Below are 26,176 nucleotides of genomic sequence, written 5' to 3' on the forward strand. Positions count from 1 at the left end.
TGTCAACATTATCACTCAAATTTGCTATTGGAAACACAATATTAATATCAAGCATGAAATAAATACGGATAGTTTGATTTCATCGTTTGTTGTTTTAAATCAAAGCGTCGCGTGCTATTCCTGTAGCAATTGCCGAATGTCGGCCGCCAGGCTGGCCGGTTTGCTGGCCGTCGCGTAGCGGCGAAATACGCTGCCATCCTTGCGCACCAAAAACTTGGTGAAATTCCATTTGATCGCTTGCGTGCCGAATATGCCGGGCGCCGCCTGTTTTAATTGCGCAAACAGGGGATGGGTATGCGGACCATTTACGTCGATCTTGGCAAACAGGGGAAAGGTGACGCCGAACTTTTTCTCGCAAAAGTCTTTGATTTCCCCATTCGAGCCCGGTTCCTGCTGGCGGAATTGATTGCAGGGAAATCCCAGCACGACCAGGCCCTGCTCGTGAAATGCGCGGTACAGCGCTTCGAGCCCCTGGTATTGCGGCGTGAAACCGCAGGCGCTGGCCGTGTTGACGATCAGCAACACCTTGCCCTTGTAGCGTGCCAGGTCGACCGGCGTGCCGTCCAGCGCCTCGGCCTGGAAAGCGTGGATGCTGGTCATGTCAGAGCAGCCCCAGCTTGGTGGTGCCCGTTTGCGGGGCCGGTTCCGGCGCCGTTGCGCCCTTGAGCTTGATCGTCAGGCGCAGGTCGTTGACGGAATCGGCATTGCGCAGCGCGTCTTCATAGCTGATGGCGCCCGCTTCGTGCAGGTCGAACAGGGCCTGGTCGAACGTCTGCATGCCAAGCTCGCGCGATTTTTTCATCAATTCCTTGATCTCGTGCACCTGGCCCTTGAAGATCAGGTCGCTCATCAGCGGTGAATTGAGCAGGATTTCCAGCGCCGCCTTGCGTCCGCCGCCTTCCTTGCTGGGGATCAGCCGCTGGGAAATCATGCCCTTCAAATTGAGCGACAGATCCATCAGCAGCTGCTGGCGCCGCTCTTCGGGGAAGAAATTGATGATGCGGTCCAGCGCCTGGTTGGCGTTGTTCGCGTGCAGGGTCGCCAGGCACAGATGGCCCGTCTCGGCGAATGCGATGGCGTGGTCCATGGTGTCGCGGTCGCGTATCTCTCCGATCTGGATCACGTCGGGCGCCTGGCGCAGGGTGTTTTTCAGGGCCGTGGCCCAGTCGTCCGTATCGACGCCCACTTCGCGCTGAGTGACGATGCAGTTGCCGTGCGGATGGATGAATTCCACGGGGTCTTCGATGGTGATGATGTGGCCATGGCTGTGCGCGTTGCGGTGGCCCACCATGGCCGCCAAGGTGGTCGACTTGCCGCAACCCGTGGCGCCCACCATGATGACGAGGCCTCGCTTGCTCATGACGATGTCTTGCAGGATGGCGGGCAAACCGAGCCCATCAAGGGTGGGGATGGCGGTATTGATCAATCGCAAGACCATGCCTGCCTGGCCCATCTGCACGAAGGCGGACACGCGGAAACGCCCGAGGCCGTCCGGGCTGATGGCGAAATTGGCTTCGCGGCTGGATGCGAATTCGGCTGCCTGGCGTTCGTTCATGACGGCGCGCACGTAGCCGGCCGCCTGCTGCGCATCGAGCGCGGCGGTCGCCAGCGGCGTCAGCTTGCCGTCGAGCTTGATGGCGGGCGGAAAGCCGGCCGTGATGAACAGGTCCGAGCCGCCGCGTGCGCGCATCTGCGCCAGCAGCGCGTGCATGGCGCCATAGTATTCGTGCGTCGTTTGCATGGGCTTATCCAGGGAAGTTTTCAGGCGATTTGGCGGCTGCGCGGGCCGCTTCGGCCGAGATCGTGCCGCGCCGCACCAGGTCGCTCAAGCACTGGTCCAGCGTCTGCATGCCGACATTGCTGCCCGTCTGGATGGCCGAATACATTTGCGCCACTTTCGCTTCGCGGATCAGGTTGCGCACGGCGGGCGTGGCCAGCATGATTTCATGCGCGGCGACGCGTCCCGCGCCGTCCTTGGTTTTCAGCAAGTTCTGCGAAATGACCGCTTGCAAGGATTCGGACAGCATGGCGCGCACCATTTCCTTTTCCTCGGCGGGGAAGACGTCGATGATGCGGTCGATCGACTTCGCCGCCGACGAGGTATGCAGGGTGCCGAACACCAGATGGCCCGTTTCGGCCGCCGTCAGCGCCAGGCGGATGGTTTCCAGGTCGCGCAATTCGCCCACTAAAATCACGTCCGGGTCTTCGCGCAAGGCCGAGCGCAGGGCGTTGCTGAACGAATGCGTGTGCGAACCGACTTCGCGCTGGTTGATCAGGCATTTCTTCGGTTCGTGCACGAATTCGATCGGGTCTTCGATGGTCAGAATATGGTGGTTCAGGCGCTCGTTGACGTGGTTCACCATGGCCGCCAGGGTGGTCGACTTGCCCGAACCGGTCGGCCCCGTCACCAGTACGAGGCCGCGCGGACGCATGGCCAGCTCGCCGAAGATGCGCGGGGCGTTGAGCTCTTCCAGGGTCAGCACTTTCGACGGAATCGTGCGCAGCACGGCCGAGGCACCCCTTTCCTGGTTGTAGGCGTTGACGCGGAAGCGGGCCAGGCCGGGAATCTCGAACGAGAAATCGCATTCCAGCGCTTCTTCATAGGCCTTGCGCTGGCTGTCGTTCATGATGTCGTAGATCATGCTGTGCACTTCCTTGTGCTCGAGCGGCGCCACGTTCAGGCGGCGCACGTCGCCATGGACCCGTATCATCGGCGGCAGGCCGGAAGACAGGTGCAAGTCGGAAGCCTTGTTGTTGACGGAGAAAGCGAGTAGTTCGGAGATGTCCATTTATAATCCCTGTGCCTGCATTGATGGGCTGGCGCACTGTGCCGCCGCCCCTATACACTAGAAAATGATTATGTCCACAATCGAACAGAACTTGCAAGCCGTGCGCGACAGTATTGCGCAGGCCGCCGTGGAGGCGCAGCGCGCCCCGACCGACGTGACCCTGCTGGCCGTGTCGAAAACCTTCGGCGCGGACGCCGTGCTGGACGCCATGCGCGCGGGCCAGGCGGCGTTTGGCGAAAACTATCTGCAGGAAGCGCTCGACAAGATCGCCTTTGTAAAAGCGGCCGCACCGCAGCACGTCCCGGCATGGCACTTCATCGGCCCCATCCAGAGCAACAAGACGCGCCCCATCGCCGAGCACTTCGATTGGGTGCACACGGTGGAACGGGAAAAGATCGCCGCGCGCCTGTCCGAGCAGCGCCCGGCCGGCTTGCCGGACCTGAATATCTGCCTGCAAGTCAATATCAGCGGCGAAGCGAGCAAGAGCGGTGTGACGCTCGCCGAACTGCCGGCGCTGGCGCGCGCCGTGGCGCAATTGCCCCGCTTGCGTTTGCGCGGCCTGATGGCGATTCCCGAACCGGAAACGGATGTCAACCTTCAGCGCGCTGCCTTTGCGCAATTGCGCGTGCTGTACCAACAATTGAAGGCGGACGGCCTGGCGCTCGATACCCTGTCGATGGGCATGTCGGCCGACTTGCGCGCCGCCGTGCTGGAAGGCGCCACCATCGTGCGCGTGGGCAGTGCCATTTTCGGTTCCCGCAACTATTCCTGATAAAGAGAGAACAAGCATGACGACAGAACTGAACATCGCCTTCGTAGGCGGCGGCAACATGGCGGCCGCCCTGATCGCCGGCCTGGCGGGCAAATTGACCCTGGGCGGCAACATCCACGTGATCGACCCGCATGCACCCGCGCTGGAAAAACTGCAGGCGCAATTCGGCGTCACCACGGCGACCTCCGCCAGCGACGCGCTGCGCGCCGTGGACGTGATCGTGCTGGCCGTGAAACCGCAAAGCATGCGCGAAGTGGCGGCGCAATTGCTGCCCTTCCTCGATGGGGAAAGGGCGCCATTGATCCTGTCGATCGCCGCCGGCATCCGCGCGCAAGACCTGTCGCGCTGGCTTGGCGATTATTCCGCCATCGTGCGCTGCATGCCGAACACGCCGGCCCTGATCGGCATGGGCATCACGGGCATGGTGGCCAGCAGCGGCGTCAGCGACGAGCAGAAAAAGACGGCGGACGCCATCCTGCGCGCCGTCGGCCAGACCGTCTGGCTCGACGACGAAGCCAAGATCGACCCCGTCACGGCCGTGTCCGGCAGCGGCCCGGCCTATGTGTTTTACTTTATCGAAGCGATGCAGCAGGCGGCCGCCGAGCTGGGCTTGACGCCGGAGCAGGGCACGCAGCTGGCCATTGCCACGTTTACGGGCGCGGCGCAGCTGGCGGCGAACTCCAGCGAACCCGTGTCGCTGCTGCGCGAGCGCGTCACGTCGAAAGGCGGCACGACGTATGCGGCCCTCACCAGCATGGAAGAGAGCGGCGTGAAGGCGGCCATCGTCAAGGGCATCAAGGCGGCCGCGCAGCGGGGGCGCGAGATGGGGGACGAGCTGGGCAAATAAACGCTACATCACTTTGACGGCGCGGCCGATATACAGGATCGGCCCCGTCGGCCGGCCCGTGGGCGAGCCTGTTTGCGGCTCCAAGGTGATTTCAAACAGTTGATCGGGCTGCAGCGGCGGCAGCTTGTCCAACGTCAACTTGAGGCTCTGGCCCGGCTTGACGAGGCCCAGCGAGACGGGTGCGCCCCAGTCCTTGCCCTTGGTCCAAAATTGCAGGGCTTTCTGCTGCGGCACGGTTGTTGGGCCCAGCGGGATCAGGCTCAGGTCGCGGTTCTTGCCGCCGCGTCCGCCCGCCTGCACGATCCAGCCCGGCGATTTATCCTGCGGCGCCACCAGCACCACCAGATAGCCGGGTCCGCTGGGCGCCTGCAGTTGCATAGTGACCAGCACGGCCAGCACGGCCGTGGCCGCCAGGCCGCCGCCGGCCAGCACTCGCCAGAAGGCCAGGCTGTTCCACCACGCCTGCCAGCCGCCCGCCTGCCGCACGGCTTTTGGCGTAAACAGGCTGGCGCCGATGCGCGGCCACAGTTGCGCCGAGGGCGTTTCGGGCGGCGCCAGCGTCGTCAAGGGCAGCAGACGCCGTTCCCAGGCATCGACGGCGTCGCGCAAGGCGGCGTCGCGCGGTAAACGCTGTTCCACGTCCGCCCGTTCGGCCAGGTCCAAGGTACCCAGCACGTATTCGCTGGCCAGCCTTTGCAAGTCTTCGTCGCTGTCGATCATCCCATGCACTCCCGCAAGGCGGCCAGGCCCCGCTTGACCCAGGCTTTGACGGTTCCCAGCGGCGCTTGCAGTCGCTGCGCGATTTCATTATGGGAACAGCCATCGACATAGGCGTACAGGATGCTGTTGCGTTTGGATTCGTCCAGATGACCGAGGCAATCGTGCAGCTTGCCCATGTTCGCCTGAAGCGCGTAGGCATCGCCGGCATCATGGCCTTGGCGTTCGTGCAGCAGGGTTTCCACGGTATCCTCGTCGGCCGAAATTTCATGGGCGCGGGCGCGCGCCACGTCCAGCGCCTGGTGCCGCACCACCACATAGATCCAGCCCTTGCCGCTGCCGCGCGTGGCGTCGAAGCTGCCGGCGCGGCGCCAGATATTCAGGAAGGCGTCGTGCAGTACGTCTTCGGCCAAGTCCCGCTGACGCACGATGCGCAGGGCTACGCCCAGCAGATAGCGGCTTTCCTGCTGGTACAGGCCGTGCAATGCCTGCTGCTCGCCCCTGGCGCAGGCGCGCAGGGCGGCATCGTAATCGAACGGAGTGGCTAGCGTTGGCAAGGTCGGTGCAATCGTTTGGACGCAATTGTCAGGAGTGAACGGTTAGCAAGTTTTCAAGACCGAGTATAGGCCAGAAACCAGCTTGCCAACCGTCACATCCATGGTTTTATAGTGATTTCCAGAAGATGTAGTCAGCCTGGTAAGGCACCCATTGTTTGGCGCCGATGGACTCCATGCCGCAGGGGCTGCTTGGCGCCACGCCGCCGCTGGTGGCCACGCGCTGGATGTAGCTGACGCCCTGCATGGCGCCGCTGCCCGTGGCCGGATTGGCTTTCACCAGCTGATACGGGATGTTGCCCGCGCCGGCCGGCGCCACGGCCACTTGCGTCGCCGTCACTTTCGAGCCGTCCAGGTTGGCCCAGGTGGCAGGCGGGCCGACATACGTGCCGACCTGCATGCCGCCGCGGTCGTTCAAGGCCGCGTCCGGTCCCACGAAGACCCATTCATGGCCCGTCATGTCTTTCTTGGCCTTGCATTCGTAGGCGATCTTGCCCACGCCCACCGTTTGCATGGCGACCTGGTGGCCATCGGGCACTTTCACGGCATTCGGCAATTGTTCCTGCGAATAGCGCGCGCTCATGGGGGCGCAGGCCGTCAGCAGCAGGGCGGCGCCCAGCAAAGTCAGTGCGGGAACGGTATGGCGTGGGGCGATGTTGGCATGCATGGCAAGCTCCTGGTAGTTGGCTCAACCGGCTGGTTGATGTCATTACTACGCATGGGGCAGCCATTTGGATGCAGCCAGGAAAAAATATTTTAGAACGCCTATCAAAACCTACTGCGCGTCGTAATTTGCGGCCTGCGATGCTCACTGCCTCGGCGGCCCCGTACTTCGTACAGTTGCGCTTCTCGAGCCAACGGGGGCGCCGAGCCTTCCTTCCGCTCGCTACGGTTTTGTTAGGCGTTGTTAGTCTGGTATGTCTTTCTTGCTGAAACGCTGCGCCAGTGCCAGCACGACGGGCATGGCGGTGGTGGCGTGCTTGAGCAGCGCGCCGCTGGCCCGCAGCAGCGGCAGGAAGCGGCGTGGGCGCACGAGCAGCAGGCCCAGCACGGCTCCCCCTAGCATCAGGGGAATTTTAAAACGCGTGGCCAGGGTGTGGCGCAGATTGCCGCCCGTGAGCGGTTCCAGCAATTGCCGCGTCTGCACGCCCAGGGCCAGGCGCTGCAGCGCGCATTCGGCCAGCAGCGCGTCGCGCCGCTGCGCCAGGCTGGCAGCCGTGTGCACATGCGATAACTTGGTGGGATGCGTGGTCATGGCCGCTCCGATCCCCGGCGCGCCAGCAATTGCAGCTCGTCCAGGTCTTTGTTCAGTTCGGAAAGTGTAAAGGACAGCAGTTTCGGCTTGCTGCGGAAACTGGCGCGCACGCCGAGCAGGGTGGCGATGGCGGCAGCGATGAAGACGGCGGCCGTGATGGCGATGGCGGCGATGCGGTGCGTGTCCCAGAACAGCACGATGACGAGGAACACGATCAATACGAGGCCGACAAACAGGCACAACAGTGCCAGCATGGCCAGCGCCAGATACGACAGGAAGCGCAGCGACTCTTCTTCCATTTCCACGGCCGCCAGGGCCAGACGGGTCTGGACGATGGCGGCGAGGGTCGCTGCGACTTGGGCGACTTGGTGCACGATAGCCATATGCTGCCTTTCGCGTCAGGAGACGGCCCAGGCCGTCGGTACTGCGTCGCTACGGTCTAGCGGCGTGACGAGGAAAGCAGCAGGCCGAACAGCACGCCGACGACGGCGCCGGCGCCCACGGCTTTCCATGGATTGTCTTGCACGTATTCGTCGGTGGCCTTGGCCGCCTTCTTGGTACGTTCGAGCAAGTCTTCTTCCAGCTTGATCAAGTCTTTCTTGGCCGTTTCCAGGGTGGCGATGAACTTGTCCTTGACGGCTTTGACATTCTCGCCCGTCTGATCCTTGGCGCCATCAAGCCAGCCTTCCGCTTCATTGATGACGGTTTTCAGGTCGCCGACCAGTTTGTCGCGCGCCTTGTCGGCGTCGGCGAGAATGCTGTCGCTGCTGGATTTTCCGGTATGTATCGAGCTCATGTATTACCTCATGGAAGTGAAACTGCACAGTGAAATACCAGTGTAGGCAGCTGCGGCCAGGCTAGTCTTGCGCCGCCTCAAAGGCTACCGCGGCGCAAAGATCATTGCTTAACGGAAAGCAAAGTCCAGCACCACGCCCGCAAACACCGCTGCTCCTAGCCAGTTATTATGCCGGAACGCCGCAAAACACGGCATGCGCTCGCGTGCGCGGATCAGGGTGTAGTGGTAAACGGCGCAGCCGGCCGCCACCAGCAAGCCCGCCACATACCAGTAGCGCAAGCCCAGGTGCCAGCCGCAGACCAGCCACAGCAGCAGGAAAGCCGCATAGCACAGCATGATGATGGCCACGTCGTAGCGGCCAAAGGTGATGGCCGAGGTCTTGATGCCGATCTTTAAGTCATCGTCGCGGTCGACCATCGCGTATTCCGTATCGTAGGCCACGGCCCAGAAGACATTGCCCAGCAACAGCAGCCAGGCGACGACAGGTACGCCATCCGTGATGGCGGCAAAGCCCATGGGAATGCCGAAGCCAAAGGCGATGCCCAGATACGCTTGCGGAATCGCAAAGAAGCGCTTGAAGTAGGGATAGGTGCCGGCGATGATGACGGCCGCCACGGACAGTTGCTTGGTCAGCGCGTTGAGGGGCAGGATCAGGCAAAAGGCCAGTACGGTCAGCACGCCGGCCACGGCCAGCGCTTCCTTGCCGCTGATGCGCCCGCTGGTGATGGGACGCTCGGCCGTGCGCTTGACGAATTTGTCGATATCCTGGTCGGCGTAGTCATTGATGGCGCAGCCGGCCGAGCGCATCAGGAAAGTGCCAAGAATAAAAATGAGCAGCAGCCGCCAGTCCGGCACGCCCTGCTGCGCCAGCCACAGCGCGCACAGGGTAGGCCACAGCAGCAATACGGTACCGATAGGCTTGTCCAGCCGTATCAGGCGGAAATACAGCGCCAGCTTGTTCATGGAAGACTCGATCTTGTTGAAGAGAAAGGTCGATTATCGCAAATAGTATGTAAATGTACTATTCGTCGTCTTCGCACAAGGGGGTGATGCCGGGCAAGTCGCAGCCAGCGATGGCTGCGCACAGGGCATCGATGGCGGCCTTGCGTGTAAAACTCTTGCGCCACAGCATGACCACCCGGCGCGATGGCACGGGGGCGGCGAAGGGCCGGTATGCGAGCATGCCCTCGGTCGCGTGCATATTGGCGACGGAAGCGCGCGGCAAGACCGTCAGGCCGATGCCGCTGGCCACCATGTGGCGGATGGTTTCCAGCGAAGAACCTTCAAAGGTGCGCTGCATGCCGTTGCCGGGCGAGGAAAAGCGCGCCATTTCGGGACACACTTCCAGCACCTGGTCGCGGAAGCAGTGGCCATTGCCCAGCAGCAGCATGGTTTCCGATTTCAAGTCTTGCGCGGCGATTTTTTCACGCGCCGCCCATGGATGCTGGCGCGGCATGGCGACGACGAACGGTTCGTCATACAGTTCCTGCATGGCCATGCCGTGGTCGGGCAGGGGCAGGGCCATGATGGCCACGTCCAGTTCGCCCTGGCGCAGCAATTCGAGCAGGCGAACCGTGAAGTTTTCCTGCAAAATCAAAGGCATTTGCGGCACCTGGTCTATCATGGCCTTGACCAGGGGCGGCAGCAGGTAGGGGCCGATCGTGTAGATCACGCCCAGGCGCAGGGGGCCGGCCAGCGGGTCCTTGTTTTGCTTGGCGAGTTCCTTGATGGCGGCCGTCTGTTCCAGCACGCGTTCGGCTTGCGCGATGATCTGCGCGCCCAGGGGCGTGACGGAGATTTCCGCGCCGCCCCGTTCGAACAGGACCACGCCCAATTCGTCTTCGAGTTTCTTGATGGCCACTGACAGGGTCGGCTGGGCAACGAAGCACGCTTCGGCGGCGTGGCCGAAGTGCTTCGCGCGCGCGACTGCAACGATATATTTCAGTTCAGTCAGTGTCATAGTTTGATTGAAACACAGGAAGTGCTTACTTGCAATGAATGAAAGGTGGCGCGCACGTGAAACTGTGGCGCCGATGGCGTATTGTAGCGGATCGCCCCCTATAATGCGGGGCCGGGCGGCGAAGGCAGAGGGTTGTCGGCGCTGGCGTGATCCTACTTAACACTACAAGAGATATCCATGCCTGATTTTGAAAACAAACTGTGCGGCCGTGACGAACTGCGCGCCCGCGCCGCAGCGCTGCCGAAACCGGTGGTGGTGACGAATGGCGTGTTCGACATTCTGCACCGCGGCCACGTGACGTACCTGGCGCAGGCGCGCGCGCTGGGCGCCTCGCTGGTGGTGGCCGTGAATACCGATGCCTCGGTAAAACGCCTGGGCAAGGGCGACGACCGTCCCCTGAACAGCTGCGAAGACCGCATGGCCGTGCTGGCCGCGCTGGAAGCGGTGAGCCTGGTGGTGCCATTCTCGGAAGACAGCGCCCTGGAAGTGGTGCAGGAGATCGAACCGGACATCTATGCCAAGGGCGGCGACTACGACATGGCGGCCATCCCTGAAGGCAAGGCCGTGCTGGCGTATGGCGGCCAGGCCGTGGCCATCGATTTCGCGCACGACCGCTCGACCACCAAGCTGCTGACGAAAGTGCGCGCGCAGCAGGGCTGAGGAACGCCGTCAATGCGCCGTCAATGTTTTCATACAGATAAAAAGACGTTACTATGAGAACTGCCAGGGTTGCGACCTCGTTGCGTCAGCCCCAGCACCCGTTACACCGCCTGATATGCATTGCTAGTCATAGAAAATACATGGATCTTAAAACTTCTGGGGATTGGGCCGTGCCCTCCGGCGTCTGGTACGTCGACGACGATGGTGCGTGGAGCATGCAGCGCAGCGCAGACGGCCAGAACGTCTCGCCCCTGCTGAGCCAGGCCGATATCGGCAAGCTGATGCACGCGCGGCGCCTGCCGGCTGCCGCCGGCGCGCCCGTGCGGCTGTTTCCGCCCGAATTTGCGTTCGATCCCGCCTCGGGCGCGGCCTTGCAGGTGCCGCCCGAGGCGGCCGCCACGCCGTCCGGGGTGCCGCCTTGGGTGCCCCCTTTCGGCGCACACCCCGTCAGCGACGTGCCGCCGGCCGGCGCGGCCGGCTTGCGCCAGGCCAGCGTGCCCCTGAAGCTGGCGGACCAGCGCGCGCGCGAAGAGCATGCGCAAGCCGATGCCTCGCTGCCCATGCCGCCACCGGGCGAATACGAATTCTTTTCCGCGCAGTTCGGCACCAGCGCGCCCGCGCTGCTGGCGCTCGACCCGCGCAAGGCCGTCTTGCACGCCTGGCTGCCCGCCTCGAAACGCTGGCTGGCGCTGGACCCCGACCATGGTGGCTTGCTGGCCGAATCGGACCTGGCCCACGGCGCCTGGCGCGCCGAGCTGGTGCCGGAGTTCAACAGCGTGCTGGTCTTGCCGACCAGCCATGGCCTCGCTTGCATCCGTCCCGACGTGCCGTCGCTCACTTACGTGGTCGAGCACGTGGGCGGCGCGCCGTGCGTGGCTGCGCCCGTCTGGTTCCAGAATCGTTTGTGGGCGCCTTTGCGCGACGACGATGGCCGCATCCGCTTCGTCAATCTTGACGCACAACAAAAGCCGGGCAGCGACGTGCTGCTCGACGGCATGATGGACCTCGGTGCCGTCGGCGCGCCCGTGGCCTACAACCGCATGGCCGTGTGGCCGTGCGCCAACGGCCAGCTGCGCTTGCAGCTGCAGCCCGATGGCAATGTGGCCGCCTCGTTCACGCCGTGGCCCGAAGGGCTGGTGCCGCACTTCGAATTCGGCAGCCCCTACCTGTCGCGCGACGGTGGCCTGTGGCAATTGTGCTTTGAAAGCCGGCGCGGCACTTATGTCTATGTGAAACTGGGCGCCCAGGTCGAGAAGGCCGACGCGCTGGCGCCGCGCCTGTGTTCGGGCAGCTTCAATTACCGCTTCGCCACCAAGCTGAAAACGGCGCCGTGGGAAGAGCCGGAACACGGCGACGATGGCGGCAAGAACCAGGCCGTCATGCCGCTGCTCGAATCGGGCGCCGAGTCCGGTGTCAGCAGCAGCGTCTTCGGCGTCAAGTTCGCCACCAGCGCCGGCCTGTCGAGCGTGCTGCGCTCGAACGAGCGCCTGGCGGCCCAGCTGGTGCAGGACGATGAATTGCGCGAAACCGTGTTCCATACGTTTGCCGTCAGCGAACCGTGGCGCTTGCGCCTGTTTGTCCATGAAGGCACGCTGTGGGCATATCACCGGCTGCTGTCGCGCATCGATGGCTGGGCCTTGCAGGCATGAAGGCGCGCTTACTGAGCGTGGCCTGCGCCGCGTTGTTCAGCGCTGCCGCCGCGCACGCGGCCGGCATCCAGCAAGCGTTTCTGGTGCAAAATTCGGGCTGGATGGAGCCGTTCTACACGGATGAACACTCGCAACTGAAAGCGCTGGTGGGCGCCGTGGCGCAGGCCGCTACAAACCCGTCCGATAAAGTCTATACCCTGGCCTTCAGCCAGAGCAGCGGCAGCAATGTGTCGCCCGCACTGATCGGGCAGGGGCAGGGCGGCGCCGGCGTGGCGGGCCAGCTGGCCAGTCTGGGCCTGGCGCGCAAGAGCGCCGGCGGCGCGCTGGCCGACACGGATTTCCAGGAAGCCGTGACCAAAACCATCACGGGGCCGTTCCAGTCCGCCTCCGGCATCGTGTGGATCTTTACGAATAACAAGAACAGCCCCAACAACGACAGCCAGACGGCCGAGCGCAACCGCGACTTTTACCGCTTGCTGCATCTGGAACCGTCGATCACCAAGACCTTGGTGTTTCCGCTGCGCATGCCCGTGCAGGGCAAGCTGTACAGCGCCAAGGGCTTGATGGTGTATGCGCTCGCATATGGCCAGCCCGCGTCCGAGGCGTTGACCCGCATCCTGGCCGAAGGGCGGCTGTCGCAAGTGCTGACGCGCCCGCCCGCGCGCTTGAAACCGGTAGACCAGGATGCCGTGCGCATCGTGCCCCAGTCCGTCAAGAACAGCGCCAACGTACACGCCAGCCTGGGCCGCGACGGGCGCACCATCGTGCTCGACGTCGATGCGGCCAAGCTGGTGCCGCAAGTGGTGCTGCAAGCGTCCTTGCAAAACATGTTTTTCCCGTACGTGATCGACAGCGCCAAAGTGCACGCGAGCCTGGCGGGCCAGAACGCGCCGCTGCACGTTGCGCCAGATCAAATCCGCCAGCTGCAGCCGGGTGCCAGCCAGGCCGTGCAGGTACAGTTTGCGTTGCCGATGGCGCAGATTCCGTCGCCGTGGTCGGCGCAGGCGATCGCCGCCATGGGCAAGCAAGTGATGCTGCCGATGCAGGCGCAAGTGGGCCTGTCGGAACAGCGGCTGGCGCTGGCGTCCAGCTTTGGCAAGGATTTGCAGGAACTGTTCCCCGGCGACCCGATTTCCAGCATGTTCACGCCGCCCGACAGCGTGCGCGCCTCGCAGGCAACGATCCCGCTGCTGGTGCGCATCCAGTATCCGCTCTTGCCCGTGCTGGTGATACTGGGCGGCGTGCTGGCGCTCGTGCTGGGTTTGCTGGCGCTGGGTTTGCTGGGCACGCGCGCCACGCGCTACAAGGTGATGGCCGACGGCGTGCAGCGGCAAGTGCTGTTGAAACCGTTCAAGAGCGTGCAGATCCGCGATGACGACGGCCGCGACATCGGCGAACTCAAGCGGGGCCTGGGCCAGCCCGCCGTCGTGCGCGTAGCCGAAGGCCATACCCTGAGCCTGGCCTGAACAATCACTCCCTAAAAATTCCTTCCATTCAACAGAGGCATACCATGGCGCAAGACACCCCAAAAGACAATGCAGGTTTCACCTTGCCAGCACCGGCGTCCGCGCCGCCCGCCGCCGATGCACCGGCTGCCGGCGCTGCGGCTACCACGGCCACGACCGAAGCTGCACCCGCGTTGGACCCTGCCAGCACGACCGACACCTCGTCGCGCGACACCCTGGTCGGCGGCGTGGTGCTGTTGCTGCTGTTCATCGCCTTTTTCTTTGCCAAGAATGCCTATGCAAATGGCCTGGTGGCCAAGCGCGTGCCGCCGAACAAGGCCAATGCCTCGGGCTGGTGGCTGTTCATCTTCCTGGCCAGCCTGGCGACCGGTGTCGTGCTGGCCGCCGTAAACGCGCATAAATTCCTCGCGCCACTGTTCATGGGACCGCTGGTGCTGGTGGGCTTGGTCGCCCTGTTGCTGACTTTTACTTCCAGCCGCCGTTAAGCACGCCGTAACACGCATCATCGAAGGAATCACCATGGCAGAGAACCTGAACCAAACCATCACCGGCGGCGCCAGCGAGCGCAAGCAGGACAAGATCATCGAACTGCGCCCGACCCTGTTCATCGGCATCGGCGGCACGGGCATGCAGGTGCTGATGCGCGTGCGCCGGCGCATCCTCAACACCCTGTGGGGCGGCGCGGGCAACCGCACGCGCATCGAGGGCCTGGCCGACTTTCCCATCGCGCAATTCATCCATTTCGACCTCGACAATGGCGCAGTGATCGAGAGCGGCGAGTCGCAGGCGAAGGACTTGCAGTTCGACCAGGTGAAGTTCACGGACGATGACAAGGTGGTCGAATCGTTCGACATGGACAAGTACAGCCGCGATGAAGACTCGCTGGAAAAATATCCGCACATCAAGGAATGGCTGCCGCTGACGCCGCAGCGCATCCGCGAATTGCGTTTCGACATGAGTAGCGGCGCCGGCCAGATCCGCGCCGTCTCGCGCCTGTATTTCTTCGATAAATATGCAAAGATCCGCGACAAGATCCGCTTGAAGCTGAAAGCGCTGAAGACGGGCCTGTCGCACGATCGCCAGCTGGCCGAACTGGGTTTGCGCATGGAAACGAACCGTTTCCGCATCGTCATCGTCGGTTCCGTCGCCGGTGGCACGGGGTCCGGTTCCTTCCTCGACATGGGCTTGCTGGCGCGCTGGCTGGCGCGCAGCGAAGTGGGCGCGGCCGACGTCGAGCTGATGCTGTTCTTGCCGACCGGCTACACCAAGGCCAACAAGGACCGGGTCGAGGCCAATGGCTATGCGGCGCTGATGGAGCTGGAATCGGCGATGATGGGCAATAAAGGCTATGTGGGACGCTGGGATGCGTATGACCGCCCGGAACTGACGCGCGAGCCGTACAGCGAGGTCTACCTGATCGATTCGGGCAACCTGGCCCAGCAGCACACCAAGGATGTCAGCGACGTCTACCACATGGTGGCCGATTCGCTGTTCGAGGATTTCGCCTCGGCCGACTTCGCGCGCGCCAAGCGCTCGATCGCCGTCAACCAGGCGCAGCACAAGAACTCGCTGTACAACGCGCCCGTGCCGCAAGACCGCTTCGGCGACATGCGCCTGTATTTCTCGAAGCGCTTTTCCTCGTTCGGCATGGCCGTGCTCGATACGCGCCAGGAAGCGGCGCGCGATGAGCGGGCTCACCGCTGGGCCGGCGCCATGCTGCAAGCGTTCTTTGGCGTGGGCGGCACGGATGCGGGCGCCAACCGGGCCACGGATACGCAGCGCGACAATTTCCTCGCCGCCAATATGTTCCTGAAAGGCACGCCGTTCAGCGACTTCCCCGAGTTTTCCGACAAGAGCATCGAACTGAAGCGCTCCAGCGGCGACTTCATCGATTTCCGCGTCGTCGACGAATTGCTGGAAGACCGCCACGGCCACTTGCTGGCCGGCGTGGAAAACCGGGTCAACACGCGCATCAACGATATCCGCACGGGTTTTGACCGCAGCGAATGGCCGGCGCAGGTGCGCGACGCCATGAAGCATCTGGAACGCGACGCCGTGCGCGACCAGGATTCCACGGCCGACACGACGGAAGACCGCATCAGCAAGCGCCGCCGCGAAGTGCTGGAAGACGTCAAGAAAGTCGTGCGCGACCAGTTGTATGGTTATCTTGATAATAAAGAATTCGGCGGCCTCGAATACGTGCTGTCGCTGGTGGAACAGATCAAGGACCGCATCGAGGCGCCGGGCAGCGGCTTGACGGCGCAGATCGGCAACAATGCCGAGCGCTACCGCGAAATCAAGGAAGCCGTGCGTTCGCGCGAATACGAGCGCCTGCTGAACAACCTGGAACAGACGCGCAGCACCTTCGGTTTCCTCAGCAATGGTGAAAAGCAGGCGGGCGTGGTGATGGACCATTTGCGCACGGAAATGGCGAATGCCCTGAAATTCCATCTGCGCGCCAAGGCAGCGGACGAGTCCGTCATCCTGCTGGGCGAACTGTCGCGCTGGCTGGGCAACCGGGTCGGCGTCGACGCGCAAGGCCGCGCGCAGTGGAATGGCCTCGTGGGCGAACTGCAAACGGGCCGCGAAGGCGTGCTGGCCATGCTGGCGGAACTCAAAACAGCCAATACGATTTTGCAAAAGGACCTGGACAAGGAACACGCGACCCTGATCGTCATTCCCGTCACGGAAAAAGACATCGCGCTGCCATCGGCGGCCACCTTGCGCCAGTGGGCCGATGAAGCGTTCAAGGACATGGGCGGCTCGAAAGCGCTGTTCCCCATGCTGGGCGAACCGGCGCAACGGGGCTTGATCCTGGCCAAAGTCACGCGCATGGCCGAAAACATGATCGCCACGGCGGGCCTGGTGGAAGGGGCGACGAGCACGCCCGACCCCCTGTTCGAGGCGCTCGAACAGATGGACGTGTCCGAACGCCTGGACCGTTTCCGCAAGCTTCTGGCCTGCTCCATGCCGTGGATCGACGCCAATATGGCGGGCGACTTCACGGTCGTGTCGGACCAGTTCAAGTGCGTGATCGGCGTGGCCAACGCGGCCGCCTTCAAGGCGAAATTCGGCGCCGAGCTCGAATCGTGCGTGCCGACCCAGGTGGGCATCACGGTGAGCCAGCTGGAAATCGTCGAGACGGGTATCCGCGGGCGCGCCGTCTGCTATTGCGAACTGGCCGGCGTGCCGATGACGGTGCTGCGGGGCCTGGAAGGCTGGCGCACCAGTTACCGCAAGGAAGGCGACAACGACAAGGCGCCGACCCACACGCACATCGATCCGACGCAATTCACGCACCCGATCGCGCCCAATACGGACGAGATGAAGCGACTGGCGGAAGATTTTGGTGAGTTCCTGCAAGCCATCATGCTGGGCATACTGACGCGCCACACGGGCCGCGTCGTGCCGCCGGGCCAGTACCAGTTTGCCGTCGAACCGGGCGACTTGCGCCGCATCGGCAACGAACGGGCCATCCGCCAGAACGGCATGCCTGCCTCGTACGAGAAAAATATCGCGCTGCGCATCGAGGAAAAATTGACGGCGCTTGACGCCGTGCAGACGGCAGCCTTGGCGGCGCTGGCAAAATACTATGAACGGGGCGTGTATGCACCGAAGCTGGTGGCGCAGGCCGATGGCTCGCAGCTGCCGTATATCGGTTTTGGCAGCGCCATTTCCGCCGAGGTGGGCGCGCGCCTGCGCGAATCGGCGCGCCGCAAGGGCATGGCCAGCGATGAGCTCGACCGCACGGTGCAAGCCTTGCTGGGCCGGCTGAAGGAATGGGCGAACGTCATCGGCGACTCCGACAGCGATGCCTACGACTGGGAAGTGCGCGAGCCGGAAGCGGATGGACCGCCGCGGTTAAAGTATGCGATCAAGGCGGAAATGCTGGAAGCGGGGCGCCTGGAGCAATTGTTGCGCCCGGCCAGTGCGGCCGCCGTTCCCGCTGCGCCGGTGTTCGGCACGGCGCCGCCACCGCTGGTGGAATACCAGTATTTCCTGGGCATCAATGGCCAGCAGCAGGGACCGTTCACGGCCCAGCAGATCGTGCAATACGTGCAGGCGGGACAGGTTGCACCAGGCACCACCAAGGTGTGGCGCGCCGGCTTGCCGGCCTGGGCCGACCTGGCCCAGTTCCCCGAACTGGCGCCCCTGTTCCTCAGCGCGCCGCCACCGTTGATGCCGCCGCCCCTGTGAATGCTGGAATGACGCTGGAATGAAGGATTAGTTTTGGATATCTGCAACAAATGCAAGACGGGCCTGTGGACCGTTGTCAGCCATTGCCCCTACTGCGGTCACGCGGTGGCGGGCGCGGCCAGGCCAGCTGCGGCCGTGCCGCCGCCGCTGCCAGTAACGCCCAAGCCGCCGCCCGTGCCGGTAACGCCTGCGCCTGCGCCGAAAGCGCCACCGAAACCGGCACCGGCATCCGTGCCGCCACCGGCGCCAGCGCCAGCGAAACAGGCCCAGCCGGCCCAGCCGAAAGCCGTGCCCAAGCCCGTGCCGGTAGCGTCACCGGCGTCAACCGAACCGCCAGCACCGCCGCGCAAGTGGCTGCGCTGGGTGGGCGGCATCGCCGTGCTGGCCTTGGTGATCGTCTACATGAATGGCAAGCCGGGCGGCAAGAGTGAATCGGCTTGCAACGACGCCATCGACAGTGGCTTGAAGCTGGTAGCGGATGGCAGCCTGGACGGCGCCCGCCAGAAGCTGGCGACGGCGAAAAATGTCTGTACGGGCAAGTCCAGCGCCAAGGCAGACGATTTGCAGGCGGCGATCGGCAAGGCCGGCGCCGCATCGGGCAGTTGCCAGCGCAGTGTGCGTTCCATCGAGCGCAATATTGATGGCCATCAGTTGCAAAGCGCGGCCAAGGGCATCGCCGCGCTCGACGTCGATTGCGCAGGCGCATCGAGCGTCGATTCCCTGCGCAAGCAGCTGGCGCGCCAGCAGGCGGCAGCCGCGTCCGTGCTGGTGGGCGTGCGCCAGGCGCTCGACGGCAAGGATGCGACGGCGGCAAGAAATGGCATCGCCCGGCTGGAAGCGATCGATGGCGAAGCGGTGGAATTGCCGCAGTTGAAGGCCGACGTGCAGGCGCTGTCGTCGCCCGCGCCTGTTTCAGCCCCGGCCCCCGTGTTGGCGCCGGCACAGCAGGAACCTGCGCCCGCGCGCGCGGTCGAACGTTCGGCGGTGGCAGAACGCCGTCCGCTGGAAACGTCGCCCGTCGATAGCGGCGCGGCGATGCGCAACGAGATGGCGCAATCGTTCCTGCGCGATGCCGAGCGCTCTTTACTGGAAGGCAAGTTCGATGCGGCCAAGACGTATCTGGAAAGCGCGCGCCGCGTCGATCCCGGCAATGCGCGCATCGATAACCTGTCGCGCCGCATCCGCGAACGCGAACGGCAAGTGCTGCAGACGGAAACAACGATCAATTAGCAATCCTGGGAGTTAACATGCTGAATCACACCACTGTGCGCGCGGCTGCCGCGCTGACCATCGCGGCCATGCTGGCCGGCTGCGCCACGGCGCCGATGAATCCGAACGGCGTGCGCCAGGACGGTTCCTACCCGCAAGGTGGAAGCCAGGCGGCCACGGATGAAGACCCCTGCAGCATGGGCGCGACGGCCGCCGCCGGCGCGGCCGTGGGGGCATTGCTGGGCGCGCTGGCGGGCGGCAAGAATGCGGCGCTGAAGGGCGCGGCCATCGGCGGCGGCCTGGCGGCGGCAGGTTGCCTGGCCATCAATGTCAATTCGCGCCAGACCAAGACGGCGGCGCAGGCGGACCGCGACTACATCCGCGCACGCGGCGCGCTGCCGCGCGAGCCGCAAGTGGTGTCGTACACGCCGCAGCTGAGCGCGTCGACCGTCAAGCGCGGCCAGCCGTTCAAGGTCAATTCGGTAGTGGAGCTGGTCAACGGCAGCGCGCAAAGCGTCAACGACGTGCGCGAAGAGCTGGTGGTGCTCGATCCGCAAGGCCAGCCATTCAAGTCCGGCTCGAAGGCCCTGGCCAGCAACAACAAGTCGGGCGGGCGCTTTGAAAACTCGTTCCAGCTGACCTTTCCGGAAGGCGTGTCGCAAGGCGTGTATGGCGTCAGGACGAATCTGTACGTGAACGGCAAGCTGGCCGCCACGCGCGACTTGCGCACGCAACTGGTGATGCTGGACACGGACGGCGCCGCGCCGCAATTGGCGCTGCGTTAGTTAAGCTCCGCCCTGATATCCGTGCTGGCGCCAGGCCTCGTACACGACCACGGCCACCGTATTCGATAAATTCAAACTGCGGTTGTCCGGGCGCATCGGCAGGCGGATGCGTTGCTCGGCGGGAAAACCGTCGCGCAGGGCCGGGTCCAGGCCTTTCGTTTCCGAACCGAACACGAACACGTCGCCCGGCAGGAAGGCCACGTCGCCGAACGGGCGCGAGCCGCGCGTGGTCATGGCGAACATGCGGGCCGGGTCGGGCTGGGTGTCGGCCAGGAACGCTGCCCAATTCTTGTGCACCTTCATCTTGGCGTAGTCGTGGTAATCGAGGCCGGCGCGCTTCATCTTGGCATCGTCGAGCGGAAAGCCCAGCGGTTCGACCAGATGCAGCTGCGCGCCCGTGTTCGCGCACAGGCGGATGACGTTGCCCGTGTTGGGCGGGATTTCAGGTTCTACCAAAACAACGTGAAACAAAATGCTCTCCTTATATAAGTGATGCTAGCGTGGCGGCGTGCGCGCCACCACCAGTATGCTGACCCTGGCCGCGCCTGCGCTCTTGCAGGCGGTGGCCAGGGCGTTGACGGTATGGCCGCTGCTCATCACGTCGTCGACGATGCCCACATGACACCCTTGCAATAACGCCCCGTGTTCCGGCGCGATGGCGAACGCGTGCGCCAGGTTGGCTCGCCGTTCCTGCGGCGCCACCGCGCTTTGCGCCCGCGTGTCGCGCACCCGCAGCGCCAGGCGGGGCTGTAAAGGCACGTCCAGCAGGCGCGCCAGCGGACGGGCGATTTCCAGCGCCTGGTTAAAGCCCCGTTCGGTCAGCCGGGCCGGGCCCAAGGGCACCGGGCACAGCAGTTGCGGCGCTTGCCATGCTGGTTGTTGCTGAATGGCAACATGCAGCAATTCCGCCAACAGGGGCGCCAGCGCCAGGCGCGCGCCGAATTTCAGCTGCAGCAGCAACTGGTCGACGGGCGCCGCATAATCAAACGCCGTGACGGTAGCGTCATACGCGGGCCGCTGGCGCAAACAGCGTCCGCACAGCAGCGCCACCTCGATGTCCGCGAGCGGATTGGCGCACTGGCGGCAGCGGGGGCGAAGTTGTCCCCGTCCCTGCCCCAGATACTGCGCGCGGCAGGGCGGGCACAGCACTTGCGGGCAGCCGATGCCGCACAGCGCGCATTGCGCCGGCAGCACCGTGTCGCCCAGCCACAGCCGCAGGGCCTGCCAGGCGGCCTCAAGACGGTGCCGGGTGGCGGTCCGCATCGCGATGGCGTCGTTCCATGTACACTGCCGACATTATCTCACCTCACCGGTTTCAACATGCCTGTTCCCGCCAATCCACCCAAAATGAGTGCGCCCATCGATGCGGTGCAAGTACGCGATTTCTTTTCCCGTCCCGCGCGCGTCGCGCCGTCGGACTTCCTGCGCCGCGAAGTGTCGGCACGCATGCACGAGCGCCTGGAGCTGGTGAAAATCACGCCCTTGCGCGTGCTCGACGCCGGCTGCGGCCCGGGCGCGGACCTGGCGCAGTTGCACAAGGATTATCCCGCCGCGCAGATTATCGGCCTCGATGCAGCGCAAGCGATGATGCAGGCGGCGCGCGCGCCCGCGTCGAAACTGGCCAGTTTGAACCAGTTCCTCAGCAAACTCTTGCCGGCCAAGGCGGGCGTGGATTTGCTGTGCGGCGACCTCGGTGACTTGCCGCTGGCGCAGGGCAGCATCGACCTCGTGTGGTCGAATCTGGCGCTGCACTGGCACGCGCAACCCGACCGCGTGTTTGCCGAATGGCGGCGCGCGCTGCGCCTCGATGGCTTGCTGATGTTTTCCTGTTTCGGTCCCGACACCTTCCGCGAAGTGCGCGACGCCTTTGCCGAGGCCGATTTATATTCGCACGCCTTGCCCTTTGTCGACATGCACGACTTCGGCGACATGCTCGTCGAGACGGGTTTTTCCACGCCCGTGCTGGACATGGAAATCATTACGGTGACCTACGACACGGCGGAAAAACTGCTGGCCGACGTGCGCGCCTTTGGCGGCAACCCGCTGACCACGCGCCGGCGCGGCCTGATGGGCAAGGCGGCCTGGCAGCGCATGCTGGCTGCGCTGGAAAAGACGCGCCGTCCCGACGGCAAGCTGGGCCTGAGTTTCGAGGTCATCTATGGCCATGCCTTCCGTCCCGCGCCGCGCGTGACGCGCAACGGGGAAGCCATCATCCGCTTCGATTTGCCGCGCAAACCCAAATAAAACGGCAAAGAAACCGATACTTGGTCGCCATCCGCGCATGGATGTTGCAGCAACCGTTGCAAAGCGCGCGGCGGCCGGGAGAAGGACGCGCACAAAGCCGATTATTGCTTGATGGATTCAAGTTTACTTGACTATAATCGTTGACTGTTTGTCAGCTTGATAATTGAAAAAAACAAGGGCTGCATACAAAATAAAAAAAACAAAGCAAGACTAATTCGAAGTTACTGCATTAGTATAGTAACCATCTTCCACACGAGGCCATTTCAAGGTGGGGAAGAAAAACAGGGTTCCAGCATGGTTGTCCGTCAGGGTTTTGGCGTCGGCAGCCAGCATGGAATTCGCTGGTGCTTGACGCACATGGCCGCATTCCGGCCGTGGTGCTTTCATGGAGGAGCGGCAGCGGTCCAGTACGGAGAAGTCCGCAGCCGTTTAAAATATCATTATTTTTTGGGTGGTTGGGGAAAACATGACACATGCAAAGCGACTTCAATCGTTGCTGCTCGGGCTGTCTTTGACAGCGTTTGGCATCGGGCGATGGGCCACGGCGGCACCGGCTGCCAGCACCTATCCCGGCACCGGCGGTCCCGTGCCGTTCGAAATGAATCTGCAACCGCCGGCGACGCAGATCGCCCACGAAATCTACGATTTGCACACCCTGATGATGATCATCTGCCTGGTGATCTTCGTGGCCGTGTTCGGCGTCATGTTCTATTCCATCTTCAAGCACCGCAAGTCCCTGGGCCACAAGCCGGCCACCTTCCACGAAAGCACCACCGTCGAGATCGCCTGGACCGTCGTGCCTTTCCTGATCGTCATCGGCATGGCCCTGCCTGCCACGCGCACCGTCGTGGGCATGAAGGACACCTCGAACGCCGACATCACCATCAAGGCCACGGGCATGCAGTGGAAATGGGGCTATGACTACCTGAAAGGCGAGGGTGAAGGCATTTCCTTCCTCTCCAACCTGGCCACGCCGCGCTCGCAAGTGGGTGCGCCTGGCATGCCGCCGACGGAAAAACGCGGTGAAAACTATCTGATCGAAGTCGATAACGAAGTCGTCGTGCCGGTCAACAAAAAGATCCGCGTGGTGCTGACGGCCAACGATGTCATCCACGCCTGGTCCGTGCCCGCCTTTGGCGTCAAGCAAGATGCAATTCCCGGCTTCGTGCGCGACACCTGGTTCAAGGCCGACCATATCGGCACCTTCCGCGGCAATTGCGCCGAGCTGTGCGGCAAGGAACACGCGTTCATGCCCATCGTCGTCAAGGTCGTGTCCAACGAAGACTACAAGGCCTGGGTTGATGTAAAACAAAAGGAAATGGCGGCATTGGCTGATGATCCAAGCAAGGTGTGGACCATCGACGAATTGAAGGTCAAGGGCGAGAAAGTGTATGCGGCCAACTGCGTGCTCTGCCACCAGGCGACGGGCAAGGGCGTGCCGGGTGCGTTCGCGCCGCTGGACGGCTCGGCCGTGGTGAACGGTCCGAAAGCGGATCAGATCCACGTCTTGCTGAACGGGCAAAAGAGCGGCAAGTATCCCGCTGAAATGCCAGCCTGGAAACAGCTGTCCGACACGGAAATTGCCGCAGTGATCACTTACACGCGCAATTCCTGGTCGAACAAGGCCGCAGAGAACATCGTTCAACCAGCCGAAATCGTGGCTGCACGCAAGTAATTAGGAGCCGCACATGAGTACTAGCACGAGCACCTTGGACCACGCCGGTCACGATCACGCCCACGACCACCCGACTGGCTACCGCCGCTGGCTGTTTGCCACCAACCACAAGGATATCGGTACCCTGTACCTGTGGTTTTCGTTCATCATGCTGCTGTCGGGCGGCGTGCTGGCCCTGATGATACGCACGGAACTGTTTCATCCAGGCTTGCAATTCTTTCACCCCGAATTTTTCAACCAGCTGACCACCATGCACGGCCTGGTGATGGTGTTTGGCGCCATCATGCCGGCCTTCGTCGGCTACGCCAACTGGATGATCCCGCTGCAAGTGGGCGCATCCGACATGGCGTTTGCCCGCATGAACAACTTCTCGTTCTGGCTGCTGCCACCGGCCGCGCTGCTGCTGGCCACGTCCTTCCTCGTGCCGGGCGGCGCCACGGCTGCCGGCTGGACCCTGTACGCGCCGCTGTCGACGCAGATGGGCCCTGGCATGGACATGGCCATTTTTGCCATGCACCTGATGGGCGCCTCGTCCATCATGGGCTCGATCAACATCATCGTCACCATCCTGAACATGCGCGCCCCTGGCATGACCCTGATGAAAATGCCGATGTTCTGCTGGACCTGGCTCATTACCGCGTATCTGCTGATCGCCGTCATGCCCGTGCTGGCCGGCGCCATCACCATGACCCTGACGGACCGCCATTTCGGCACATCCTTCTTTAACGCGGCAGGTGGCGGCGACCCCGTCATGTACCAGCACATCTTCTGGTTCTTCGGCCATCCCGAGGTCTACATCATGATTCTGCCGGCCTTCGGCATCGTCTCGCAGATCCTGCCCGCGTTTGCCCGCAAACCTTTGTTTGGCTACGCCTCGATGGTCTACGCCACGGCCTCGATCGCGATCCTGTCCTTCATCGTCTGGGCGCACCACATGTTTACCACCGGCATGCCGGTGACGAGCCAGCTGTTCTTCATGTACGCGACCATGCTGATCGCCGTACCGACGGGCGTGAAGGTATTCAACTGGATCGCCACGATGTGGAAGGGTTCCATGACGTTCGAGACGCCGATGCTGTTCTCGGTCGGCTTCATCTTCGTGTTTACCATGGGCGGCTTCACGGGCCTGATCCTGGCCGTCACGCCGATCGACATCCAGCTGCAGGATACCTATTATGTGGTGGCGCACTTCCACTACGTGCTGGTGGCCGGTTCGCTGTTTGCCCTGTTCGCCGGCTTCTACTACTGGTCGCCGAAATGGACGGGCCATATGTACAACGAGACGCGCGGCAAGATTCACTTCTGGCTGTCGCTGATCACGTTCAACGTGACCTTCTTCCCGATGCACTTCCTGGGCCTGGCCGGCATGCCACGCCGCTACGCCGACTATCCGGCGCAGTTCACGGACTTTAATATGATCGCCTCGATCGGCGGCTTCGGCTTTGGCCTGATGCAGGTGTACTTCCTGTTCTTCGTGGTCTTGCCGACCATCCGCGGCGGCAAGGCTGCTCCAGCGAAACCATGGGAAGGCGCGGAAGGCCTGGAATGGACCGTGCCGAGCCCGGCACCATTCCACACGTTTGAAACGCCGCCGACCGTGAAATAATGGGTATCCCGGGCCGGCGTGTTGCGCGGCCCGTCTTGAATAAAGTGCCTGTCATGACCGAAGTGAAAACTGAGCGTAAAAAACCGAACAACCTGCGTACCGGGCTGATCCTGGCCGCCCTGGCGGCCTTCTTCTTCCTGTCCGTGTTCGTCAAGCGCATGTGGCTCTGACGTGACGACGCCCCACCAACAGGAGACACGCGGCCTGAACCGCAAGATGCTGGGCAAGCTGCTCGTCATTGCCGTGCTGATGTTTGGCTTTGGCTATGCCCTGATTCCCGTCTACAAGCAGATTTGCGAAGTGATGGGCATCAACGTGCTGACGCAAAAAGATGGCACGGTGGCGTACGACAACAATACGCAAGTCGACACCACGCGCAGCATTACCGTCGAGTTCGACGGCAATGCGCAGGGGCCATGGCGCTTCCGCCCGACCGTGTCGAGCATGCAAGTGCATCCGGGCGAACTGGTGACCGTCATGTATGAAGTGGTCAACACGCAAAACCGCGTCGTCAATGCGCAAGCGATCCCCAGCTATGCGCCGCAGAGCGCCACGCCGCATTTCAAGAAGGTCGAGTGCTTCTGCTTCAAGCAGCAGACCTTGAAACCGAAGGAAGCGCGGCAGATGCCGGTGGTGTTCTTCCTCGATCCGGCCCTGCCGAAAGAGGTCAAAACCATCACCCTGTCGTACACGTTTTTCGAGATTGCCGGTCTGAGCCAGGCTCAGACGCCGGCCGTCCAATAGGAGAGTGCCATGGCCAAGCCAGACCAGCCGGAAAAAGCGTCGTTCCTGTATTCGCTGCGCGCCGTCGTGTGGTCATTCACGGGCTTGCGCCGCAAGAGCGATTTCGACACGGATTCGGCCAAGCTCAATCCCGTGCACATCGTCATCGCCGGCTTCCTGGTGGTCGCCTGCCTGATCGGCATCCTGATTTCAATTGTTAAATTCGTCGTTTTATAAATTATAAAAAACCACCCTATAAGTTTTTGAGGAGA

28 protein-coding genes are annotated in these 26,176 nt (G+C 63.1%); 15 read left to right on the plus strand and 13 right to left on the minus strand.

Translation table 11 applies throughout. The annotated features are described in order from the left end of the window. Positions 1–114 precede the first annotated feature (114 nt). The 3 genes from CLU91_RS20400 to CLU91_RS20410 are packed head-to-tail and all read right to left on the minus strand — an operon-like array spanning position 115 to position 2,789. A complete protein-coding gene (locus CLU91_RS20400; protein ID WP_100875585.1) occupies positions 115–600 on the minus strand; it encodes a glutathione peroxidase in 486 nt (161 codons plus the stop codon). Between the two features lies 1 nt (position 601). Continuing rightward, positions 602–1,741 (minus strand): PilT/PilU family type 4a pilus ATPase, encoded by a 1,140-nt coding sequence (locus CLU91_RS20405; protein ID WP_198521372.1) that lies wholly within the window; start codon positions 1,739–1,741, stop codon positions 602–604. Positions 1,742–1,745: 4 nt separating this feature from the next. Further along, on the minus strand, positions 1,746–2,789 hold the full coding sequence (locus CLU91_RS20410) for a type IV pilus twitching motility protein PilT (protein ID WP_100875586.1): 1,044 nt from the start codon (positions 2,787–2,789) through the stop codon (positions 1,746–1,748). Positions 2,790–2,859: 70 nt separating this feature from the next. Here CLU91_RS20410 and CLU91_RS20415 point away from each other — a divergent pair, with 70 nt between their 5' ends. Together CLU91_RS20415 and proC are read left to right on the plus strand one after the other, a co-directional pair. After that, positions 2,860–3,561, plus strand: a complete 702-nt coding sequence (locus tag CLU91_RS20415) for a YggS family pyridoxal phosphate-dependent enzyme (RefSeq protein ID WP_100875587.1) — start codon at positions 2,860–2,862, stop codon at positions 3,559–3,561. Between the two features lie 16 nt (positions 3,562–3,577). Further along, positions 3,578–4,408 carry a pyrroline-5-carboxylate reductase gene (proC, locus tag CLU91_RS20420; RefSeq protein ID WP_100875588.1) on the plus strand — a complete coding sequence of 277 codons (831 nt, stop codon included), beginning with the start codon at positions 3,578–3,580 and terminating at the stop codon, positions 4,406–4,408. A 3-nt stretch (positions 4,409–4,411) separates the two neighbouring features. On the opposite strand, the gene CLU91_RS20425 is transcribed toward proC, so the two are convergent. From CLU91_RS20425 to CLU91_RS20460, 8 genes are all read right to left on the minus strand, one after another. Further along, positions 4,412–5,128 carry an anti-sigma factor gene (locus tag CLU91_RS20425; protein ID WP_100875589.1) on the minus strand — a complete coding sequence of 239 codons (717 nt, stop codon included), beginning with the start codon at positions 5,126–5,128 and terminating at the stop codon, positions 4,412–4,414. After that, the gene (locus CLU91_RS20430) at positions 5,125–5,682 is read right to left on the minus strand and encodes a sigma-70 family RNA polymerase sigma factor (protein WP_198521373.1); all 558 of its coding nucleotides are present in this window, start codon (positions 5,680–5,682) and stop codon (positions 5,125–5,127) included. The genes CLU91_RS20425 and CLU91_RS20430 overlap by 4 nt, the downstream gene beginning before the upstream one ends. Before the next feature lie 106 nt (positions 5,683–5,788). Continuing rightward, the gene (locus CLU91_RS20435) at positions 5,789–6,346 is read right to left on the minus strand and encodes a DUF3455 domain-containing protein (RefSeq protein WP_100875591.1); all 558 of its coding nucleotides are present in this window, start codon (positions 6,344–6,346) and stop codon (positions 5,789–5,791) included. A gap of 240 nt (positions 6,347–6,586) precedes the next feature. Next, positions 6,587–6,934, minus strand: a complete 348-nt coding sequence (locus CLU91_RS20440; protein WP_100875592.1) for a hypothetical protein — start codon at positions 6,932–6,934, stop codon at positions 6,587–6,589. Continuing rightward, a complete protein-coding gene (locus CLU91_RS20445) occupies positions 6,931–7,317 on the minus strand; it encodes a phage holin family protein (RefSeq protein WP_100875593.1) in 387 nt (128 codons plus the stop codon). The genes CLU91_RS20440 and CLU91_RS20445 overlap by 4 nt, the downstream gene beginning before the upstream one ends. Positions 7,318–7,373: 56 nt before the next feature. After that, entirely contained in the window at positions 7,374–7,730 is a 357-nt protein-coding gene (locus CLU91_RS20450; RefSeq protein WP_046683402.1) for a glycine zipper domain-containing protein, read from the minus strand. Positions 7,731–7,838: 108 nt separating this feature from the next. After that, the gene (ubiA, locus tag CLU91_RS20455; protein ID WP_100875594.1) at positions 7,839–8,693 is read right to left on the minus strand and encodes a 4-hydroxybenzoate octaprenyltransferase; all 855 of its coding nucleotides are present in this window, start codon (positions 8,691–8,693) and stop codon (positions 7,839–7,841) included. Between the two features lie 58 nt (positions 8,694–8,751). Next, entirely contained in the window at positions 8,752–9,690 is a 939-nt protein-coding gene (locus CLU91_RS20460; protein WP_100875595.1) for a hydrogen peroxide-inducible genes activator, read from the minus strand. Between the two features lie 177 nt (positions 9,691–9,867). On the opposite strand from CLU91_RS20460, the gene rfaE2 reads away from it, so the two are divergent. The 7 genes from rfaE2 (at position 9,868) to CLU91_RS27945 (ending at position 19,656) form a co-directional block, all read left to right on the plus strand. Further along, positions 9,868–10,350: a D-glycero-beta-D-manno-heptose 1-phosphate adenylyltransferase gene (gene rfaE2 / locus CLU91_RS20465; protein WP_100875596.1), complete on the plus strand. Its 483-nt coding sequence runs from the start codon at positions 9,868–9,870 to the stop codon at positions 10,348–10,350. 140 nt (positions 10,351–10,490) lie between these two features. Beyond that, positions 10,491–11,999 carry a hypothetical protein gene (locus CLU91_RS20470; protein WP_157814746.1) on the plus strand — a complete coding sequence of 503 codons (1,509 nt, stop codon included), beginning with the start codon at positions 10,491–10,493 and terminating at the stop codon, positions 11,997–11,999. After that, positions 11,996–13,465, plus strand: a complete 1,470-nt coding sequence (locus CLU91_RS20475) for a hypothetical protein (protein ID WP_100875598.1) — start codon at positions 11,996–11,998, stop codon at positions 13,463–13,465. Before CLU91_RS20470 ends, CLU91_RS20475 begins: the two co-directional genes overlap by 4 nt. A 44-nt stretch (positions 13,466–13,509) precedes the next feature. Continuing rightward, positions 13,510–13,950, plus strand: a complete 441-nt coding sequence (locus tag CLU91_RS20480; RefSeq protein WP_100875599.1) for a hypothetical protein — start codon at positions 13,510–13,512, stop codon at positions 13,948–13,950. 34 nt (positions 13,951–13,984) lie between these two features. Further along, entirely contained in the window at positions 13,985–17,662 is a 3,678-nt protein-coding gene (locus tag CLU91_RS20485) for a tubulin-like doman-containing protein (protein WP_100875600.1), read from the plus strand. A 33-nt stretch (positions 17,663–17,695) separates the two neighbouring features. Further along, positions 17,696–18,892, plus strand: a complete 1,197-nt coding sequence (locus tag CLU91_RS20495) for a hypothetical protein (RefSeq protein ID WP_157814747.1) — start codon at positions 17,696–17,698, stop codon at positions 18,890–18,892. Positions 18,893–18,909: 17 nt separating this feature from the next. Further along, positions 18,910–19,656 (plus strand): hypothetical protein, encoded by a 747-nt coding sequence (locus CLU91_RS27945; protein ID WP_157814748.1) that lies wholly within the window; start codon positions 18,910–18,912, stop codon positions 19,654–19,656. Here the strand turns inward: CLU91_RS27945 and trmL are convergent, their stop codons facing one another. Continuing rightward, positions 19,657–20,127 (minus strand): tRNA (uridine(34)/cytosine(34)/5-carboxymethylaminomethyluridine(34)-2'-O)-methyltransferase TrmL, encoded by a 471-nt coding sequence (trmL, locus tag CLU91_RS20510; protein ID WP_034784868.1) that lies wholly within the window; start codon positions 20,125–20,127, stop codon positions 19,657–19,659. It abuts the gene before it with no gap. A gap of 24 nt (positions 20,128–20,151) precedes the next feature. Continuing rightward, positions 20,152–20,919, minus strand: a complete 768-nt coding sequence (locus CLU91_RS20515; protein WP_100875604.1) for a ComF family protein — start codon at positions 20,917–20,919, stop codon at positions 20,152–20,154. Positions 20,920–20,976: 57 nt separating this feature from the next. On the opposite strand from CLU91_RS20515, the gene CLU91_RS20520 reads away from it, so the two are divergent. The 6 genes from CLU91_RS20520 to CLU91_RS20540 all read left to right on the plus strand — a co-directional run bounded on the left by CLU91_RS20520 (position 20,977) and on the right by CLU91_RS20540 (position 26,141). Next, positions 20,977–21,900 (plus strand): methyltransferase domain-containing protein, encoded by a 924-nt coding sequence (locus tag CLU91_RS20520; RefSeq protein ID WP_232730817.1) that lies wholly within the window; start codon positions 20,977–20,979, stop codon positions 21,898–21,900. A gap of 466 nt (positions 21,901–22,366) precedes the next feature. After that, positions 22,367–23,575 carry a cytochrome c oxidase subunit II gene (coxB, locus tag CLU91_RS20525; protein WP_100875606.1) on the plus strand — a complete coding sequence of 403 codons (1,209 nt, stop codon included), beginning with the start codon at positions 22,367–22,369 and terminating at the stop codon, positions 23,573–23,575. 13 nt (positions 23,576–23,588) lie between these two features. Then, on the plus strand, positions 23,589–25,181 hold the full coding sequence (gene ctaD / locus CLU91_RS20530; RefSeq protein WP_071079424.1) for a cytochrome c oxidase subunit I: 1,593 nt from the start codon (positions 23,589–23,591) through the stop codon (positions 25,179–25,181). 53 nt (positions 25,182–25,234) lie between these two features. Then, complete coding sequence (locus CLU91_RS28545; RefSeq protein ID WP_217494223.1) at positions 25,235–25,351, plus strand: cytochrome oxidase small assembly protein; 117 nt, start codon at positions 25,235–25,237, stop codon at positions 25,349–25,351. A gap of 1 nt (position 25,352) precedes the next feature. After that, positions 25,353–25,925, plus strand: coding sequence for a cytochrome c oxidase assembly protein (locus CLU91_RS20535; RefSeq protein ID WP_099409817.1), 573 nt, complete (start codon positions 25,353–25,355; stop codon positions 25,923–25,925). Positions 25,926–25,934: 9 nt separating this feature from the next. Continuing rightward, positions 25,935–26,141: a DUF2970 domain-containing protein gene (locus CLU91_RS20540; protein WP_071079423.1), complete on the plus strand. Its 207-nt coding sequence runs from the start codon at positions 25,935–25,937 to the stop codon at positions 26,139–26,141. Positions 26,142–26,176 lie beyond the last annotated feature (35 nt).

Origin of the sequence: Janthinobacterium sp. 64 (assembly GCF_002813325.1) — a bacterium.
Classification (GTDB): Bacteria; Pseudomonadota; Gammaproteobacteria; order Burkholderiales; family Burkholderiaceae_D; genus Janthinobacterium.

What these genes read in the sequence shown, in the direction of transcription:
- CLU91_RS20400 (WP_100875585.1), bottom strand. Translation starts at nt 600, where the DNA reads ATGACCAGCATCCACGCTTTCCAGGCCGAGGCGCTGGACGGCACGCCG.
- CLU91_RS20405 (WP_198521372.1), bottom strand. Translation starts at nt 1,741, where the DNA reads ATGCAAACGACGCACGAATACTATGGCGCCATGCACGCGCTGCTGGCG.
- CLU91_RS20410 (WP_100875586.1), bottom strand. Translation starts at nt 2,789, where the DNA reads ATGGACATCTCCGAACTACTCGCTTTCTCCGTCAACAACAAGGCTTCC.
- CLU91_RS20415 (WP_100875587.1), top strand. Translation starts at nt 2,860, where the DNA reads ATGTCCACAATCGAACAGAACTTGCAAGCCGTGCGCGACAGTATTGCG.
- proC (WP_100875588.1), top strand. Translation starts at nt 3,578, where the DNA reads ATGACGACAGAACTGAACATCGCCTTCGTAGGCGGCGGCAACATGGCG.
- CLU91_RS20425 (WP_100875589.1), bottom strand. Translation starts at nt 5,128, where the DNA reads ATGATCGACAGCGACGAAGACTTGCAAAGGCTGGCCAGCGAATACGTG.
- CLU91_RS20435 (WP_100875591.1), bottom strand. Translation starts at nt 6,346, where the DNA reads ATGCATGCCAACATCGCCCCACGCCATACCGTTCCCGCACTGACTTTG.
- CLU91_RS20440 (WP_100875592.1), bottom strand. Translation starts at nt 6,934, where the DNA reads ATGACCACGCATCCCACCAAGTTATCGCATGTGCACACGGCTGCCAGC.
- CLU91_RS20445 (WP_100875593.1), bottom strand. Translation starts at nt 7,317, where the DNA reads ATGGCTATCGTGCACCAAGTCGCCCAAGTCGCAGCGACCCTCGCCGCC.
- CLU91_RS20450 (WP_046683402.1), bottom strand. Translation starts at nt 7,730, where the DNA reads ATGAGCTCGATACATACCGGAAAATCCAGCAGCGACAGCATTCTCGCC.
- ubiA (WP_100875594.1), bottom strand. Translation starts at nt 8,693, where the DNA reads ATGAACAAGCTGGCGCTGTATTTCCGCCTGATACGGCTGGACAAGCCT.
- CLU91_RS20460 (WP_100875595.1), bottom strand. Translation starts at nt 9,690, where the DNA reads ATGACACTGACTGAACTGAAATATATCGTTGCAGTCGCGCGCGCGAAG.
- rfaE2 (WP_100875596.1), top strand. Translation starts at nt 9,868, where the DNA reads ATGCCTGATTTTGAAAACAAACTGTGCGGCCGTGACGAACTGCGCGCC.
- CLU91_RS20470 (WP_157814746.1), top strand. Translation starts at nt 10,491, where the DNA reads ATGGATCTTAAAACTTCTGGGGATTGGGCCGTGCCCTCCGGCGTCTGG.
- CLU91_RS20475 (WP_100875598.1), top strand. Translation starts at nt 11,996, where the DNA reads ATGAAGGCGCGCTTACTGAGCGTGGCCTGCGCCGCGTTGTTCAGCGCT.
- CLU91_RS20480 (WP_100875599.1), top strand. Translation starts at nt 13,510, where the DNA reads ATGGCGCAAGACACCCCAAAAGACAATGCAGGTTTCACCTTGCCAGCA.
- CLU91_RS20485 (WP_100875600.1), top strand. Translation starts at nt 13,985, where the DNA reads ATGGCAGAGAACCTGAACCAAACCATCACCGGCGGCGCCAGCGAGCGC.
- CLU91_RS27945 (WP_157814748.1), top strand. Translation starts at nt 18,910, where the DNA reads ATGCTGAATCACACCACTGTGCGCGCGGCTGCCGCGCTGACCATCGCG.
- CLU91_RS20515 (WP_100875604.1), bottom strand. Translation starts at nt 20,919, where the DNA reads ATGCGGACCGCCACCCGGCACCGTCTTGAGGCCGCCTGGCAGGCCCTG.
- CLU91_RS20520 (WP_232730817.1), top strand. Translation starts at nt 20,977, where the DNA reads ATGCCTGTTCCCGCCAATCCACCCAAAATGAGTGCGCCCATCGATGCG.
- coxB (WP_100875606.1), top strand. Translation starts at nt 22,367, where the DNA reads ATGACACATGCAAAGCGACTTCAATCGTTGCTGCTCGGGCTGTCTTTG.
- ctaD (WP_071079424.1), top strand. Translation starts at nt 23,589, where the DNA reads ATGAGTACTAGCACGAGCACCTTGGACCACGCCGGTCACGATCACGCC.
- CLU91_RS28545 (WP_217494223.1), top strand. Translation starts at nt 25,235, where the DNA reads ATGACCGAAGTGAAAACTGAGCGTAAAAAACCGAACAACCTGCGTACC.
- CLU91_RS20540 (WP_071079423.1), top strand. Translation starts at nt 25,935, where the DNA reads ATGGCCAAGCCAGACCAGCCGGAAAAAGCGTCGTTCCTGTATTCGCTG.